Origin of the sequence: Sphingomonas sp. SAFR-052, assembly GCF_051965015.1 — a bacterium.
GTDB lineage: Bacteria > Pseudomonadota > Alphaproteobacteria > Sphingomonadales > Sphingomonadaceae > Sphingomonas.
This window is the reverse complement of sequence record NZ_JBQCMO010000003.1, coordinates 347,814-363,445: the sequence shown is the minus strand read 5'-3', so window position 1 is coordinate 363,445 and position 15,632 is coordinate 347,814. Positions and strand designations below refer to the sequence as shown.

Below are 15,632 nucleotides of genomic sequence, written 5' to 3'. Positions count from 1 at the left end.
CCTTCAGCTGAACAAGTCGCCCTGCGGCCCGGCCGGCGGGCGGAAGAGGTCGCAGCGCAGCGGGGCATGGCCACCGGTCAGCCCATGGCGGCGACAGGCGATGGCGAAGCGTGTCGCTAGCAACTGCCCCCACACGCCTTGCCCGCGCATCCGCGAATGGAAGTCCGGATCATTGTCGCGCCCGCCGCGCAGCGACCGGACGATCGCCATCACCTTGCCCGCCCGATCGGGGAAATGGGTGTCGAGCCACGCCCGAAATAGCGGCGCGACCTCGTGCGGCAACCGTACCGGCAGGAAATACGCCCCGGTCGCGCCTGCCTCGGCCGCTCGTTCGATCAGATGCTCGACCTCGTGATCGGTGATGGCGGGAATGACCGGCGATATCGAGACATGGGTGGGGACGCCCGCCGAAGTCAGCTTCGCCACCGCCGCCAGCCGTTTCAGCGGATGCGGCGCACGCGGCTCCAGCGTCCGGGCGACGACCGGGTCGAGCGACGTCACCGACAGTGTGACGCTGACCAAACCCTTTGCCGCCATGGGAGCCAGCAGGTCGATATCGCGCACCACCCGGTCCGACTTGGTCGTGATCGTCAGCGGGTGATTCGTCTCCGCGAGCACCGCGATGCAGTCACGCGTGATCCGCCATTCGCGCTCGATTGGTTGATAGGGATCGGTATTCGTCCCCATCGCGATCGGCCGCGCGACATAGCTGGGCTTGGCCAGTTCGCTCCGCAGCAACGCCGCCGCTTCGGGCTTGGCGAACAGCTTCGTCTCGAAATCCAGCCCCGGCGACAGGTCGTGATAGGCATGGCTCGGCCGCGCGAAACAGTAGATGCAGCCATGCTCGCAGCCCCGATACGGATTGATGCTCCGGTCGAACGGCATGTCCGGCGAGCTGTTGCGCGCGATGATCGTGCGCGGCTGTTCGATCGTCACCGTCGTGCGCAGCACCGGTGCCGCGCCGTCCACCGTCTCGCGCCAGTCGAGCCAGTCGCCGTCCGCATCCCGCACCGGCAGCGCGAAGCGGGTGCTCGCCGGATTATCGGTCGCTCCACGGGCAGGACGGTTGCGCATTGCGCGATGCTACCGGCTTCGTTAGAACGAAGCAAGAACACGAACGGGAGGACGGACATGGCGCGCCTGAACTATCTCGAACTGCCGGTCGCGGCGACCGGGCCGGCGGCGGACTTCTATGCGAAGGTCATGGGGTGGCGCTTCACCGACTATGGCCCGGATTATGCCGCGACGACGACCGGCGATACCGATGTCGGGCTGGATGCCGATACGGCGCTCACGGTCCTGCTCCCGGTCATCCAGGTCGATGATCTCGAAGCGACGCTGGCCGCGGTCGAAGCCGCCGGCGGGACTGTCGTCGAACCGATCTTCGCCTTTCCCGGTGGTCGGCGATTCCATTTTCGGGACCCCGACGGCCATGTGCTCGCGGCGATGGTCCCCGAATGACGTTGCACCCGCCGCCGCCGTCACATTAGGCTGTGCGGGGGTGATTACGGGGAAGGGAAATGATCGGTGCGCTATTGTGGGCGGCGGCGGCGTTGGCTGCGCCCGACGACGCGATGCTCGACCTGCGGCAGCCGGGTAATGTCGTCACCGCGTTGCAACGCGCGGGCTACAAGGGCGAACTGAAGCTGAACAAGGGCGGCGAACCCTATATCCAGAGCAACGCCAACGGGGAGCCGTTCACGATCGAATTCTACGAATGTGACGGGCTGAAGGACTGCAAGTCGTTTCAGTTCAATGCGTGGTACAAGAAGGAACTGGTCTTCAGTCCGGAGATCACCAACGAATGGAACGCCAAGAAGCGTTTCCTGAAGGTCGCGGTCGACAGCGATGGCGACATGCTGCAATTCATGGACGCGACGGTCGTCGGCGGCATGTCGCAGGCGCAGTTCGCTGAACTGCTCGACTGGTATCAGGCGATGGACGGCGCGTTCACGAAATTCCTGCAGGAAAAGCGCGACGCGGCGAAAGCCAAGCCCGCCAAGCAGTAACCAGCGGTCGCTTCGGCTATTGCTCCAGCAGCCGCGGCATCAGCTCGACGAAATTACAGGGTCGGTGACGGCTGTCGAGCTGTTCGGCAAGGATGCCGTCCCACCCGTCCTTCACCGCGCCGGTCGATCCGGGGAGCGCGAAGATATAGGTGCCGCGCGCGACACCGGCGGTGGCGCGCGACTGGATCGTCGACGTGCCGATCTTGGCATAGCTTTGCCAGCGGAACAGTTCGCCGAAACCGGGGATCAGCTTGGTCGCCACCCGTTCGACCGCCTCGGGCGTCACGTCGCGGCCGGTAACCCCGGTACCGCCGGTGGTGATGATACAGTCGATCGCCGGATCGTCGATCCACTGGTCCAGTTGCGCGACGATCGTGTCGATATCGTCGCGCACGATCGCGCGGGCGGCGAGGATATGGCCCGCCCCCTCGACCCGCGCGACCAGCGTGTCGCCCGAACGATCGTCGGCGAAGCCGCGCGTGTCCGATACGGTCAGCACCGCGATGCGGACGGGCACGAACGCCCGGGATTCGTCAATTGGCATCGGCGACGCGCGTCCGGCCGGTCTTGCTCACCCGCACGGCGGCGGCACCCGGTAGCCCCGGGAATTTCGGCCACATGCCCTGCGCCAGCGCGGCGCGGCTGGCCGATGGCTTGCCCGCCTGCTTCTCGTACATCCAGTAATTGCGCAGCACGGTCATGACGTAACCGCGCGTCTCCCAATAGGGGATCGATTCGATGTAGAGCAGCGGATCGCCGCCGTCCTTCAACTGCACGTTCCACGCCTCGACCGGGGTCGGCCCGGCATTGTACGCAGCGATGACCTTGGGCAGCAGCCCGCCGGTGAACGGCCGGTCGCGCAACTGTTCCAGATAGCTTTGCCCGACCGCCATATTGACCTGCGGCTTCGACAGCGCCGATTTTTCGAGTTGCAGGCCATGCGCCCGCGCATAGTCGGTCAGTGCGCCGGGCCGGATCTGCATCAGCCCGGTCGCTCCCGCCGGGCTGACGACAGCAGCATCGAAGCGCGATTCCTGCAGCGTGTGCGCGAACACCAGCGCCTTGTCGACGCGCCACCCGCCTTCCGGCGTCCAGTCGGGGGCGGGATAGCGCGCCTCGACCAGCGGACGCGCGCCCTGCGGCCCGTTATGCGACAGCCACAATTGCGTCGCGGGCAGGTTCAGGCTGCCGCACAGCCGGGTCAGCGCCGCATAGTCGCTTGCTCCCCCGATCCGCGCCTGATGGCGCAGCAGCTTGTCGGCCAGCGCGCCTTCGCCGATTTCGGTCAGCGCGGCGGCGACCTTTACGTTCGATCGCCGCTCCAGCGCGCGCCAGTCGTCGGTCGCGGGCGCGCGGCCATTGGCATCGGCCCCGTCGATTAAACCCAGCGCCTGCCGCGCCAGCAACCCGTAATAGGTCTCGCCATATTGCGCCGCGGTCTGCAACCGCCCCTGAACCAGGTCGGGCCGGCCGCAGGCGATGTCGGCGCGCGTCGCCCAATACAGCCCGGCCGACCGCAATTCGGTATCGCCCGCACGCTGCGCCACGCTGGCGAAGGCGGTCTGCGCCGCGGCGCAATCCTGCTGCCGCCACGCCGCCAGCCCCTGTGTCCAGTCGGCCTGGGCCGCCCAGTCGCCCGAACCGCGCTGCGCCACTGCCGCCAGCCGCCGGGCATTGGCATCGTCGCCCGCCACGAAATAGATCCACGCGACCCGCCCGCGCATCTCGGTCAGCGCTTCCGGCGTCAGCTCGGCTTCGCGCGGGGCGATCAGTGCTTCGGCGGCGGCACCGTCATCGGCCTTCACGTACGGCTTCATCGCCTCGAGCAGCTGCGCCGCGGCGGCGTCGCTCCGCGCAGCCTTGGCGCGCAGCCGCACCGGCGCGGCATCGAACCACACCAGCTTCTGCGGCGTCGGCAGTTCGGGTACCGCGTCCGCCCCGCGCAGCCTGGCGAGGCGGGCGAGGTCGGGCGCCTGCGGCAAATCGGGCGCTTCGGCCAGCAGCGCCAGCAGCTGCGGCAGCTCCACCTTCGGCGATCCCTTGGCAGTAAACAGTTCGGCGCGCGCCACCGCATGCAGCGGCCCCGGCTTCATCGCATCGAGCCGCAATTGCGCATCCGCCCAGCGTCCGCCCCGAATCGCTGCGAACACCTGCGTATAGGCATCGCGGTCCTCGGCCGACAATTGCGGCGGCACCCGCGCCTCGACCGGTGTCCGCGCAACGCTTCCCAGCGTCGGCGCCTCGCCGGCAAGCGCGGGGAGGGCGGGCAACATCAGCGCCGCGAACACGATGGGGGTCAGCTTCACGTGATCGTTTCCCTGGTAAGCAACTGCAAGTGCCGCCAGCTTTCCGCCTTGGCCAAGGGCCGCTCCAACAGGAAGCGCGGGTGGAAGGTGGCGATGGCGGGGCAGTCTATGCCATCATGGTGAAGGGTCCGTAAACCACCGCGTTGCCCGTCGGGCCCCAGCAGTGCCCGGCATGGTTCCGCCCCGAACAACAATAGCTTGGCGGGGGCGACCAGCGTCACCAGCCGCCGCGCCAGATCGTCGAGCGTCGCCTGTGCATCGTCCGGTACCCGCCCGGTCAGCGGCCGCGCCTGCGCAACCCCGGCGATCGTCACCGCGTCCCGGTCCAGCCCGATCGCTGCCAGCATCCGGTCGAGCAGCACGCCGACCGGCCCGGTCATCCACCCTGCTTCCGCCGAATCATCGGCCTCGGGCAGGTCGGTCAGAATCATCAATGCCGGATTTTTTGTCGCCGCGACCGCCAGGCGTTCGGCATTCCATCCGGCCTCAGGCACCGCATCGCTCATCCGCCACGCCACGAACGCATCGAGCGTGTCCGGCGGCAGGTCGGCGACCGGCGTCGACGCTACGGCAGCGGGCGCCCGCGTCGGTGCGGGCGTCGCGAACCAGTCGCGCAGTTCGTCCTCGACCAGCGTGTCGACTCCGGCATCCTGCCACCATTCGAGCGCGCTGGCTGCGGCTTCGTGCCACTGGATATGCTGGTCCGCCCCCATGCCGCCTTTAACGCTCTCCTTGACCTCCCCGTCAATCTGCCCAAATCGTGGGGGAGGACAGGGCGTTGCCGTAGCGCGACGAGGTTGGCCGTACGCGGCGCCCGCGATGAGGATGGAAGATGAGCGAACGGGAATCGATGCCCTATGACGTCGTGATCGTCGGCGCGGGGCCTGCCGGCCTGTCCGCGGCGATCCGGCTGAAGCAGATGGCGGGCGAGACGGGCGAGGAGATCGCCGTCTGCGTCCTCGAAAAGGGGTCGGAGGTCGGCGCCCATATCCTGTCGGGTGCGGTGTTCGATCCGCGCGCGATGGACGAATTGCTGCCCGACTGGCGTGAGCAGGGCTGCCCGATGGCCGAAGTGCCGGTGACCGAGAATCATCACTGGCTGTTGTCCGAAACCGACAGCAGCGAGGTATCGCACCGCATCCTGCCGCCCTTCATGCAGAACAAGGGCACCTATACCGGCTCGCTCGGCAATATGTGCCGGTGGCTGGCCGAACAGGCCGAGGGGCTGGGCGTAGAAATCTTCCCCGGCTTCGCCGCAGCCGAGATCCTCTATCACGAGGACGGCTCGGTAAAGGGCGTCGCGACCGGCGACATGGGCGTGGCGCGCGACGGCACGCACAAGCCCGACTGGCAGCCCGGCCTCGAACTCCACGCCAAATACACCTTCTTTGCCGAAGGGGTGCGCGGGCACCTGTCGAAGCAGATCATCCGCACCTTCGATCTGGCGCGCGACAGCCAACCGCAGGTCTATGGTCTGGGTATCAAGGAATTGTGGGACATTCCGGCCGAAAACCATGCCCCCGGCCGGGTGATCCATACGCAGGGCTGGCCGCTCAGCGAGACGCGTGGGTCCAATGGCGGCGGCTTCCTGTATCATCAGGCAAATGGCCAGGTGGCGTTGGGCTTCGTCACCTGGCTCAACTATTCGAACCCCTATCTCTCGCCCTTCAACGAGATGCAGCGGTGGAAGACCCATCCGGCGATCGCCGCGATCCTGAAGGGCGGCAAGCGCGTGTCCTATGGCGCGCGCGCGATCAACGATGGCGGGTGGCAGTCGGTGCCGAAGCTGACCTTCCCCGGCGGCGCGCTGGTCGGCTGTTCGGCGGGTTTCCTGAACGTCCCGCGGATCAAGGGCATCCACACCGCGATGAAGTCGGGCATGATGGCCGCCGAAGCTGCCTTCACTGCGGTGCGCGACGGGCGGCAGGGCGACGAGCTGACCGCCTACACCGCCGCTTATGAAGCGAGCTGGGTGTACGAGGAGCTGCGCAAGGTTCGCAACGTCGTGCCTTTGGTCAAGAAATTCGGCGATTTCGTCGGGTCGGGCGTGGCGAATGCGACGATGTGGGCCGAGCATTGGGGGCTGCGCATGCCCTTCACCATGGGTCACCACCCCGATCACGAAAGCCTGTGGCGCAAGGATCAGGTCCAGCCGATCGCCTATCCCAAACCCGACGGCGTGCTGAGCTTCGATCGCCTCTCCTCGGTGTTCCTATCGAACACCAATCACGAAGAGGATCAGCCGGTCCATCTGACGCTGAAGGACCCCGACGTCCCGGTCGCATACGACCTGCCGCTCTATGACGAACCCGCGCAACGTTATTGCCCGGCGGGCGTATATGAGATTGTGGGGCAGGAGGTGGGCGAACCCAAATTCGTCATCAACGCGCAGAACTGCGTCCACTGCAAGACGTGCGACATCAAGGACCCGACGCAGAACATCAACTGGGTCGTGCCGGAAGGCGGCGGAGGGCCGAATTATCCGAACATGTAGTCTCGGCATCCTCGCGGCGGCGCTGGTGGCGTCGCCTGCCCTTGCCGCCGACACCCCGCTCGCCGCCTATATGCGGGCGCGTGCCGCCGATGCCGATGGCCGGGCGACGATCGCGGCGCAGGGCTATGCACAGGCGCTGGCCGCCCAGCCGACCGATCCGGTCATCGCCGTGCGTGCGCTGCGCGAGGCACTGGCGAGTGGCGACCTGACGCTCGCCCGCCGGGCGGGGGCGGTGCTGCGTGCCGCCGATGTGGCGCCGCCCGATCTCGATATCCTTGCGTTCGCCGACGCCGTCGACCGGCGCGACGCTGCCGGACAACGCGCGGCACTCGCCCGGCTGGCGGGATCTCCGCTGGGCTTCCTTGCGCCGTTGCTCGCCATATGGGTCGATCAGCCCGCACCTACGGTGGCCGGCGACGGCGGTGCGATCCCCCGCCGCTACGCTGCCGAAAATCAGGCGCTGCGCCTGCTCGCGACCGGACAGGTGACCGAGGGGGTTGCCGCGGTCCGTGCGCTGCTGACCACCGGCGGCAACGATGCCGATCTCCGCCTCAACGCCGCGCAACTGCTGGCGCGGGCGGGGCAGGGCGATACCGCCCGCGCGCTGTTGGCCGGCGACGACCCGGTCCTGTCGCGCAGCGCCGCGACGCTCGGCCGGGGCAGCAAGGGCGATGCCCGCTTCGGCATCTCGCGCCTGTTGACGCGCATGTCCGGCGACCTGTCTGCCGAGGGAACCGAACCGCTGGCGATCATGCTCAGCCGCTCGGCGCTGCTGCTCGATCCGAACTATAGCCGCGCCCGCCTTGCGCTCGCCGATGCGCTCGCCCGCAGCGATGCTACTGCCGAGGCGCAGACGGCACTCGCCGCGATCCCCGCCGACGATCCCTTCGCGCCCAGCGCCGCCGCGCTCGCCATCGTCATCCAGCAGCGCGCCGGCAATCTAGACGCCGCACTGGCCCTTGCCGCGAAACAGGCCGGGCGGGCCGATGCCACCACCGCCGGCCTGCGCCGCTACGCCGACCTGCTGCTCGAAACCGGTCGTGCGCAGGAAGCCGCCGCCGTCTATGCCCGCGCCATGGCCCGGCCGGGTGCGGCGAACGACTGGTCGCTCTACCTGCAACGCGGCGCCGCGCTTGACCGGGCGGGCGACTGGGCGGCGGCGCTTCCAATGCTGCGCCGCGCGGTCGAACTGGCACCGCAGGAACCCGCCGCGCTCAACTATCTCGGCTATGCGCAGGTCGATCGCGGCGAGAATATCGTCGAGGCGACGCGGATGCTCGAACGCGCCCATGCGCTGGCCCCCAAGGACCCGGCAATCGCCGATTCGCTCGGCTGGGCCCGGTTCCGCGCCGGCGACGTGACCGCCGCGCTGCCGCTCATCGAGGGGGCGGCGCGGGCTGCGCCCGACGATGTCGAGATCAACGAGCATCTCGGCGACGCCTATTGGCGCGCCGGTCGCCGGGTCGAAGCCCGCTATGCGTGGCGCGCGGCATCGGTCGAGGCCGAGGTTGCCGACGCCGCGCGACTGGCGAGCAAGCTTGCGAACGGACCCGCTTCGTCGCAACGCTGATTCGATGATCGTCGAACCCGCCCCCGCCAAGCTCAACCTCGCGCTCCACGTCCGCGCGCGGCGCGCCGATGGCTATCACGAACTCGAAACGCTGTTCGCCTTCGTCACCCACGGCGACACGGTGACGCTGACCCCGGCCGATCGCGACGGCTTTGCCATCACCGGTCCGTTCGCGGCGGGTTTGGGCGGGGAGGGCGACAATCTAGTCACCCGCGCCCGCGATGCCTTTCGCGCCGGCTTCGGCCCCGGCCATCCCGTTGCCTTCGTCCTTGACAAGCATCTCCCGGTCGCGTCGGGCATCGGCGGTGGATCGGCCGATGCCGCCGCGGCCCTGCGCGGGCTGGCCCGGTTGCAGGGCATCGGGCTCGATGATCCGACGCTGATGGCGATCGCCGACCGGCTCGGTTCCGACGTACCCGCCTGCTTGGTCGGACGCACCATGATGGGGCGAGGGCGCGGCGAACGACTGACCCCGATCGACGCGCCGAAATTGCCGGTGCTGCTGGTAAATCCCGGCGTCGCCGTATCGACCGCGCAGGTCTTTGCCGGCTGGGACCGCATCGATCGCGGCCCGATCGGCGATGGCGAAGCGCTGTCGATCGCGCAGGCAGGCCGCAACGACCTCGAACCGCCCGCGCGCGCACTCGCCCCCGCGATCGACGATGTCCTCGCCATGCTCCAAATCCTTCCGGGCGTACGGCTCGCCCGCATGTCGGGATCGGGTGCGACCTGTTTCGCCTTGTTCGACGACCCCGCCGCCCGCACCGCAGCCGCTGCTGCCATTCGCGCGGCGCAGCCTGACTGGTGGTGCCTCGAAACGGCACTCGCGTGACGATGTTTTGTGTCGAAGCGGGGCAGGGCGCACCGCTTCCCCTCCGCAAACCGGCTGGCATGAAGCTTGTAACGGGACGGGCGCGGATCACACGCCAGGAGCGGATCGTCCGTGGGCGGTCTCTCCGGACGCCGCCCACTTTTTCCCGATGATCGAGCTGACCCGCGACGGGCACGTCGCCACCCTCTGGCTGGCGCGTGGGGGCAGAAGGAACGCACTGTCGACCGGCCATTGGCGCGACCTCGCCGCTGCCGTCGCCCACCTCGTCGCGTCCGATGCCCGTGCCGTCCTGCTCGCCTCGCGCGAGCCCGGCGTCTTTTCCGCCGGCGCTGACATCGCCGAATTCGGCGAACTGCAACGCACTCCCGCCCGCGCCACCGCCTTTCGCGAAGCCCTGTCCGCCGCGATCGAGGGCGTCGCCGCGCTGCCGATGCCGGTCATGGCCGTCGTCGATGGCGGTTGTTTCGGAGCGGCGGTCGCGCTGATCCTCGCCTGCGACATCACGATTGCCGGCGACGGCGCCCGTTTCGCCGTTCCGCCCGCCCGGCTCGGCATCCTCTACCCGCCCGCCGACGTCGCCCGCCTGACCGCCGCCATCGGCCGCGGCCATGCCGCCCGGCTACTCTTCACCGGCGACGCCATTGCCGCCGACGAAGCGCAAGCGATCGGTCTGATCCACCATCGTGCCCCCGCAGCCTTGCCTTTCGCTCAGGCGCTCGCCGCCCGCATCGCCGCCAACGCCCCGCAAGCCGTGCGCGGCCTCAAGCGCATCCTGAACGCCGAACCCGGTGGCGAGGCACGGTTCGACGCCGCCTTTGCCGGTCCCGAACTGTGCGAAGGGCTCGCCGCCTTCCAGTCCCGCCGCCCGCCGGAGTTTCCATGACCGACCATCTTCCCGGCCGCGACACCTCGTTGCTGCTGCTCTGCGATCATGCCTCGGCGTTCGTGCCGCCCGACATCGCCATCGCGCCCGAATTGCTGGCGCTGCACATCGGTGTCGATATCGGCGCCGGCCCGCTCACCCACGCACTGTCCGCGCGGCTCGACGCGCCCGCGATCCTCGGCACCGTGTCACGACTGGTGATCGATCTCCACCGGCAGAGCGATCATCCTGGCCTGATCCCGACCATATCGGACGGCCATGCCATCCCCGCCAATATCGATGCCGACCGCACCGATCGCATCGCCCGCTTCCACGCACCCTATCACCGCTGGGTCCGCGACCAGGTCCGCCGCGCTCGCCCGCGCCTGATCGTCGCGATCCACAGCTTCACTCCACAACTCGAAACCGGCGGCGACCCGCGTCCATGGGAAGCCGGCATCCTCTACGGCCGCGACGACCGCGCCGCGCGCATCGCCATCGACTATCTCCGTGCGCAAGGCATCCCGACAGGCGATCAGGAGCCGTATTCCGGCCGCTTGCTTAACGCGACCTTGGATCGCCACGCCGATGGGCAGGGCATTCCGTCGCTATCGGTCGAAATCCGCAACGACCTGATCGCCGATCCCGCCGGAGTCGACCATTGGTGCAGCATCCTGACCAACATGATCGACGCTGTGCGCAACGGACTTGCGCTGAACGCTACTCCCGCGCAATAGGCTGTCGCATGACCCAGCAATTCGACAAGTCGCGGCTGCCCAGCCGCCATGTTTCCGTCGGCCCCGAACGTGCGCCGCATCGCAGCTATTATTACGCGATGGGGATTGCCGAAGAGGATATCGCTAAGCCGTTCGTCGCGCTCGCCTCCGCTGGCAATGACAGCGCGCCGTGCAACACGACGCTCGATTTCCAGGCCGATGCCGCGCGCGAAGGCGTGGTGGCGGGCGGCGGCATGCCGCGCCGGTTCAACACCATCACCGTCACCGACGGCATCGCCATGGGCCATCAGGGAATGAAATCCTCGCTGGTCAGCCGCGAAGTCATCGCCGATTCGGTCGAATTGTCGGTGCGCGGCCATTGCTATGACGCGCTGGTCGGCTTTGCCGGCTGTGACAAATCGCTGCCCGGCATGATGATGGCGATGCTGCGCCTCAACGTGCCGTCGATCTTCGTCTATGGCGGATCGATCCTGCCGGGTCGGTTCGAAGACCGCGACGTCACCGTCGTGGACGTGTTCGAAGCGGTCGGTCGCTACGCCGCCGGCACCTGCCCGCTGCACGACCTGACCGCGCTCGAAAAAGTCGCCTGTCCCGGTCATGGCGCCTGTGGTGGCCAGTTCACCGCCAACACCATGGCGTGCGTCGGGGAAGCGATCGGCCTGTCGCTGCCCAATTCGAACATGGTGCCTGCGCCCTATCGCAGCCGCGAGGAGATCGCGATCGCGGCCGGCAAACAGGTCATGGAGTTGGTCCGCTTGAACCTGCGCCCGCGCGACATCGCGACCCGCGCCGCGTTCATCAACGCCGCGCGCGTTGTGGCGGCGACCGGCGGCTCTACCAACGCCGCGCTGCACCTGCCGGCGATGGCGTCGGAGGCCGGCATAGATTTCGATCTCTTTGACGTTGCCGAGGCTTTCAAATCAACGCCTTACGTCGCCGACCTCAAGCCCGGTGGCAAATATGTCGCCAAGGATATGTACGAGGCCGGCGGCGTCTACATGCTGATGAAGACGATGCTTGCCAACGATCTGCTCGACGGCAGCTGCATGACCGTCACCGGCAAGACGCTCGGCGAGAATATCGATGAGGTGACGTGGAACCCGGATCAGAAGGTGATCTACGACGTCAAGACGCCGTTGTCGCCGACCGGCGGTGTCGTCGGCCTGCGCGGTACGCTCGCCCCCGATGGCGCGATCGTGAAGGTCGCCGGCATGAAGCGGCTGCAATTCACGGGAACCGCACGGGTTTTCGATTGCGAGGAAGACGCCTTCGCCGCGGTCGAGGCGCGCAACATCACTGAAGGGTCGGTCGTCGTCATCCGCTATGAAGGGCCGAAGGGCGGTCCGGGCATGCGCGAAATGCTCTCGACCACCGCCGCGCTCTACGGCCTCGGTATGGGCGAAAGCGTCGCGCTCATCACCGACGGCCGTTTTTCGGGCGCGACCCGCGGCTTCTGCATCGGCCATGTCGGTCCCGAAGCAGCCGAAGGCGGCCCGATCGCGCTGGTCGAGGACGGCGATATCATCACCATCGATGCCGAGGCCGGCACCATCGACCTCGACGTTCCCGCCGACATACTCGCCGACCGCCGCGCGAAGTGGCAGCCGCGGGTCAACGACTATCAGGCAGGCGCGCTGTGGCGTTACTCGACCACCGTCGGCCCGGCGTTCCAGGGCGCAGTGACCCATCCCGGCGCCAAGGCCGAGCGTCACGTCTACGCCGATATCTGATCGTGCTATCGACCGGTATCTGCGCCGACGCGGGGATACCGGTCGACCGGCTTATGCTATCGATCGCCGATGATCGACAAACGCCTTCTCCTGATCCCTGCGCTGCTGCTCGCCGCTTGCGACCGGCGACCCGACCCGGATGTCCTCGCCAAGGTCGAGGCCGGACAGCGCACCGCCGCCGCCGATGCCGATGCCGGCCGGATCGACTGCGCGACCGGTAGCGCCCCGGTCGCCGCCGACTGCACGATCGAGCGTACCGTCGACGGCACCGATACCATCCTGACGCTGCGCCAGCCTGATGGCGGCTTCCATCGGCTGCGGATTACCCGCGACGGGCGCGGCGTCGTCGCCGCGGACGGCGCGGAAACGGCGAAGGTCACTGTAATCGGCAACGACCGGATCGAGGTCGCGGTCGGCGATGCGCGCTATCGCCTGCCCGCCACGGTCGGCCCCGTCGCGCGATGACCCTTTTTCCCGCCGACGCTCCGATACTGCGCGCCGCCGAGATGCGCGCGGCGGAATCGGCCGCCTTTGAGTCCGGCGTGTCGCAGGAAGCGCTGATGGAGCGGGCCGGCACCGCCGTCGCGCAACAGGTCCAGCGTATCGCCTTCGGCCGGCCGATTCTTATCCTTGCAGGACCCGGTAACAATGGCGGCGATGCCTTTGTTGCAGCAAGGCTTTTGCGGCAATGGGGCAATGACATCACCGTCGCCGCTCTTCCCGGCAACGCCGATGGCGCCGCCGCGCGAATGCGCACGGCATGGACCGGGGCGGTTCAGTCGCTCGACGCAGCCGAACCACGTCCGATCCTCGTCGACGGCCTGTTCGGCACGGGGGTCACCCGCCCGCTCGACCCCGGTGTCGCCGATCGCCTTGCCGCATTGTCTTCCCACGCCTTCGTCGTCGCGATCGACCTGCCGAGCGGGGTCGACACCGATGCCGAACGATCCTTTGCCGGCGCCGGCCGTGCCGATCTGACCGTAGCACTGGGCGCGCTCAAATCCGCCCATGTCACCGGACCCGACGCCGGACGCATGGGCCATGTCGTCCTCGCCGACCTCGCCATCGCGCTGCCCGCGACCACCCGCACGATCCTGCGCCCGACGATCGCCGCACCCGCCCGCGACGCGCACAAATACAGCCGCGGCTTGATCGCGGTACTCGGCGGCGCAATGCCGGGCGCGGCGAGGCTCGCCGCCCGCGCGGCACTGTCGGCCGGCGCCGGCTATGTCGTGCTGACCGGCGACGAAGCGGGGCAGGGCGGCCCCGACGCACTGGTCCGCCGCACCGATCCGCAGGTGTTGCTAGACGACGATCGCCTGGCGGCGATACTCGTTGGTCCCGGTCTCGGCCGCGACGACAACGCCCGCACCCTGCTCGACATGGCACTCGCCGGCACCTCGCCGCTGGTCATCGACGGCGACGCCCTGTCGCTGCTCGGGCAGGCCGGCCCCGAACGCATCGCCGCCCGGACCGCGCCGACCTGGCTGACCCCGCATGAGGGCGAGTTCGCCCGCATGTTCGGTGACAGGCATGGCAACAAGATCGACCGCACCCGCGAAGCTGCGCTACAGGCGCGCGCGACCATCGTTCATAAAGGCCCCGATACCGTGATCGCTTGCCCGCAAGGCACCGCCATCGTCTCCACCCACGGCCCATCCTGGCTGTCGACCGCCGGGACCGGCGACGTGCTCGCCGGCACGCTCGCCGCACGTCTGCGTCCCGGCGGCACTGGCGCTGCCGAACAGGCGGTGTGGCTCCACGGCCGCGCCGCGCGGCTCGCCGGGCCGGCCTTCGTCGCCGATGCGCTGATCGACCATCTCGGACAGGCGATCGCCGAATGTCGCTGATCGACGACGATGTGATCGTCCGCGTCGCGGCGCGGGGCGAGGGAGTGACCGCCGACGGTGTCCACGTTCCCTTCGCCGCACCCGGCGACCGACTGCTCGGCGATGGATCGATCGAGCCTGGACCGCATCACGCCGAACCGCCCTGCCGGCACTTCCCAAGCTGTGGCGGGTGTCAGCTGCAACACCTTGATATAAGATCGGAAAGCGATTTCGTCGCCGACCGCGTCGCCGGGGCACTGGCCTCGCAATCGCTGACCGCGACCATCCGTCCGGCAATCCTGTCCGCACCCAAGACCCGCCGCCGCGCTACGCTTCATGCCGACCGCCGCGGCAAGCAGGTGACGCTCGGCTTCACCGAGGCCGGCAGCCACCGCATCGTCGACGTCCGCGAATGCCATGTCTTGCTACCCGAACTGTTCGACGCAATCGCGCCGCTGCGCCGCCTGCTTGGTCTCGCGCTGAAGGACCGCACGCGCGCCGACGTGCACCTCGCCCGCGTCGATCAGGGCGTCGACGTGCTCATTATCGGCAAGGTGGCAGAAGGGCTTGCCGCCGCCGAAGCGCTGACAATCTTCGCACAAGAGCAGGGGCTCGCCCGGTTGTCGATCGACGACGGCATGGGGCCGGAGGCGCGATGGGAACCCGAACCCGTCACCGTGACGCTGGGCGGCGTGGCCGTCCCGTTCCCGCCGGGCAGCTTCTTGCAAGCGACCGGCGACGGCGTGGCGGCGCTGATCGCCGCGGTCGACGAAGCTGTCGTCGGGGCCGCCATCGTCGCCGACCTGTTCGCCGGTCTCGGCACCTTCACCCTGTCGCGCGGGTCCAATACCCGAACCTATGCCGGAGAGGCGGGGCGCGAGGCGATCATGGCGTTGAAACTCGCTGCCGCGCGCGCTGGCCGACCGGTTGTCGCCGACCATCGCGACCTGTTCCGCCGCCCGCTGACCCCAGCCGAAATAGACCGGTTCGACGCCGTCATCCTCGACCCGCCCCGTGCGGGGGCACGCGAACAGGCAGCGGCACTGGCCGAGGCGAACGTGCCCGTCATCGCCTATGTTTCCTGCAATCCCAGCAGCTTCGCGCGCGATGCGAAGACATTGGTTCAGGCCGGCTACCGGCTAGATTGGGTGCAGCCGGTCGGCCAATTCCGCTGGTCGACCCATGTTGAACTGGTCGCGCGACTGGTCCGCTAACTTTCCTACTCGCCCGGATCTGCCATCCATGACCGGCGGCGGGGACAGG

Annotated in this window: 15 protein-coding genes; 11 read left to right on the top strand and 4 right to left on the bottom strand. The window is 68.4% G+C overall.

What is annotated here, in order from left to right; all coding sequences use genetic code 11:
• Nucleotides 1-3: 3 nt before the first annotated feature.
• Complete coding sequence (locus ACTHQV_RS07520) at nt 4-1,074, bottom strand: PA0069 family radical SAM protein (RefSeq protein ID WP_440489284.1); 1,071 nt, start codon at nt 1,072-1,074, stop codon at nt 4-6.
• Between the two features lie 57 nt (nt 1,075-1,131).
• Here ACTHQV_RS07520 and ACTHQV_RS07515 point away from each other — a divergent pair, with 57 nt between their 5' ends.
• Together ACTHQV_RS07515 and ACTHQV_RS07510 are read left to right on the top strand one after the other, a co-directional pair.
• A complete protein-coding gene (locus tag ACTHQV_RS07515; protein WP_440489282.1) occupies nt 1,132-1,461 on the top strand; it encodes a VOC family protein in 330 nt (109 codons plus the stop codon).
• A 59-nt stretch (nt 1,462-1,520) separates the two neighbouring features.
• Nucleotides 1,521-2,009 carry a YbjN domain-containing protein gene (locus tag ACTHQV_RS07510; RefSeq protein ID WP_440489281.1) on the top strand — a complete coding sequence of 163 codons (489 nt, stop codon included), beginning with the start codon at nt 1,521-1,523 and terminating at the stop codon, nt 2,007-2,009.
• A gap of 16 nt (nt 2,010-2,025) precedes the next feature.
• Here ACTHQV_RS07510 and moaB read toward each other — a convergent pair whose 3' ends face one another.
• The 3 genes from moaB to ACTHQV_RS07495 are packed head-to-tail and all read right to left on the bottom strand — an operon-like array spanning nt 2,026 to nt 5,028.
• Nucleotides 2,026-2,553 (bottom strand): molybdenum cofactor biosynthesis protein B, encoded by a 528-nt coding sequence (moaB, locus tag ACTHQV_RS07505; protein WP_440489279.1) that lies wholly within the window; start codon nt 2,551-2,553, stop codon nt 2,026-2,028.
• Nucleotides 2,543-4,282 (bottom strand): transglycosylase SLT domain-containing protein, encoded by a 1,740-nt coding sequence (locus tag ACTHQV_RS07500; RefSeq protein WP_440489413.1) that lies wholly within the window; start codon nt 4,280-4,282, stop codon nt 2,543-2,545. Before ACTHQV_RS07500 ends, moaB begins: the two co-directional genes overlap by 11 nt.
• 29 nt (nt 4,283-4,311) lie before the next feature.
• A complete protein-coding gene (locus ACTHQV_RS07495) occupies nt 4,312-5,028 on the bottom strand; it encodes a uracil-DNA glycosylase family protein (RefSeq protein WP_440489277.1) in 717 nt (238 codons plus the stop codon).
• A 119-nt stretch (nt 5,029-5,147) separates the two neighbouring features.
• Between ACTHQV_RS07495 and ACTHQV_RS07490 the strand changes: the two genes are divergently transcribed.
• The 9 genes from ACTHQV_RS07490 (at nt 5,148) to ACTHQV_RS07450 (ending at nt 15,583) form a co-directional block, all read left to right on the top strand.
• On the top strand, nt 5,148-6,809 hold the full coding sequence (locus ACTHQV_RS07490) for an electron transfer flavoprotein-ubiquinone oxidoreductase (RefSeq protein WP_440489275.1): 1,662 nt from the start codon (nt 5,148-5,150) through the stop codon (nt 6,807-6,809).
• 25 nt (nt 6,810-6,834) lie between these two features.
• Nucleotides 6,835-8,379: a tetratricopeptide repeat protein gene (locus ACTHQV_RS07485; protein WP_440489274.1), complete on the top strand. Its 1,545-nt coding sequence runs from the start codon at nt 6,835-6,837 to the stop codon at nt 8,377-8,379.
• 4 nt (nt 8,380-8,383) lie between these two features.
• Nucleotides 8,384-9,211, top strand: coding sequence for a 4-(cytidine 5'-diphospho)-2-C-methyl-D-erythritol kinase (locus ACTHQV_RS07480; protein WP_440489272.1), 828 nt, complete (start codon nt 8,384-8,386; stop codon nt 9,209-9,211).
• A 148-nt stretch (nt 9,212-9,359) separates the two neighbouring features.
• Nucleotides 9,360-10,094 carry an enoyl-CoA hydratase/isomerase family protein gene (locus ACTHQV_RS07475; protein WP_440489270.1) on the top strand — a complete coding sequence of 245 codons (735 nt, stop codon included), beginning with the start codon at nt 9,360-9,362 and terminating at the stop codon, nt 10,092-10,094.
• Nucleotides 10,091-10,810 carry an N-formylglutamate amidohydrolase gene (locus ACTHQV_RS07470; RefSeq protein WP_440489268.1) on the top strand — a complete coding sequence of 240 codons (720 nt, stop codon included), beginning with the start codon at nt 10,091-10,093 and terminating at the stop codon, nt 10,808-10,810. Before ACTHQV_RS07475 ends, ACTHQV_RS07470 begins: the two co-directional genes overlap by 4 nt.
• Before the next feature lie 8 nt (nt 10,811-10,818).
• Nucleotides 10,819-12,540, top strand: a complete 1,722-nt coding sequence (gene ilvD / locus ACTHQV_RS07465; protein WP_440489267.1) for a dihydroxy-acid dehydratase — start codon at nt 10,819-10,821, stop codon at nt 12,538-12,540.
• A 69-nt stretch (nt 12,541-12,609) separates the two neighbouring features.
• The gene (locus ACTHQV_RS07460) at nt 12,610-13,005 is read left to right on the top strand and encodes a hypothetical protein (protein WP_440489266.1); all 396 of its coding nucleotides are present in this window, start codon (nt 12,610-12,612) and stop codon (nt 13,003-13,005) included.
• A complete protein-coding gene (locus tag ACTHQV_RS07455; RefSeq protein ID WP_440489264.1) occupies nt 13,002-14,390 on the top strand; it encodes an NAD(P)H-hydrate dehydratase in 1,389 nt (462 codons plus the stop codon). The genes ACTHQV_RS07460 and ACTHQV_RS07455 overlap by 4 nt, the downstream gene beginning before the upstream one ends.
• On the top strand, nt 14,381-15,583 hold the full coding sequence (locus ACTHQV_RS07450; RefSeq protein ID WP_440489263.1) for a class I SAM-dependent RNA methyltransferase: 1,203 nt from the start codon (nt 14,381-14,383) through the stop codon (nt 15,581-15,583). Before ACTHQV_RS07455 ends, ACTHQV_RS07450 begins: the two co-directional genes overlap by 10 nt.
• Nucleotides 15,584-15,632: the final 49 nt, after the last annotated feature.

Coding starts and splice junctions, on each gene's coding strand:
- ACTHQV_RS07520 (WP_440489284.1), bottom strand. CDS start 1,074: ATGCGCAACCGTCCTGCCCGTGGAGCGACCGATAATCCGGCGAGCACC.
- ACTHQV_RS07515 (WP_440489282.1), top strand. CDS start 1,132: ATGGCGCGCCTGAACTATCTCGAACTGCCGGTCGCGGCGACCGGGCCG.
- ACTHQV_RS07510 (WP_440489281.1), top strand. CDS start 1,521: ATGATCGGTGCGCTATTGTGGGCGGCGGCGGCGTTGGCTGCGCCCGAC.
- moaB (WP_440489279.1), bottom strand. CDS start 2,553: ATGCCAATTGACGAATCCCGGGCGTTCGTGCCCGTCCGCATCGCGGTG.
- ACTHQV_RS07500 (WP_440489413.1), bottom strand. CDS start 4,282: ATGTTGCCCGCCCTCCCCGCGCTTGCCGGCGAGGCGCCGACGCTGGGA.
- ACTHQV_RS07495 (WP_440489277.1), bottom strand. CDS start 5,028: ATGGGGGCGGACCAGCATATCCAGTGGCACGAAGCCGCAGCCAGCGCG.
- ACTHQV_RS07490 (WP_440489275.1), top strand. CDS start 5,148: ATGAGCGAACGGGAATCGATGCCCTATGACGTCGTGATCGTCGGCGCG.
- ACTHQV_RS07480 (WP_440489272.1), top strand. CDS start 8,384: ATGATCGTCGAACCCGCCCCCGCCAAGCTCAACCTCGCGCTCCACGTC.
- ACTHQV_RS07475 (WP_440489270.1), top strand. CDS start 9,360: ATGATCGAGCTGACCCGCGACGGGCACGTCGCCACCCTCTGGCTGGCG.
- ACTHQV_RS07470 (WP_440489268.1), top strand. CDS start 10,091: ATGACCGACCATCTTCCCGGCCGCGACACCTCGTTGCTGCTGCTCTGC.
- ilvD (WP_440489267.1), top strand. CDS start 10,819: ATGACCCAGCAATTCGACAAGTCGCGGCTGCCCAGCCGCCATGTTTCC.
- ACTHQV_RS07460 (WP_440489266.1), top strand. CDS start 12,610: ATGATCGACAAACGCCTTCTCCTGATCCCTGCGCTGCTGCTCGCCGCT.
- ACTHQV_RS07455 (WP_440489264.1), top strand. CDS start 13,002: ATGACCCTTTTTCCCGCCGACGCTCCGATACTGCGCGCCGCCGAGATG.
- ACTHQV_RS07450 (WP_440489263.1), top strand. CDS start 14,381: ATGTCGCTGATCGACGACGATGTGATCGTCCGCGTCGCGGCGCGGGGC.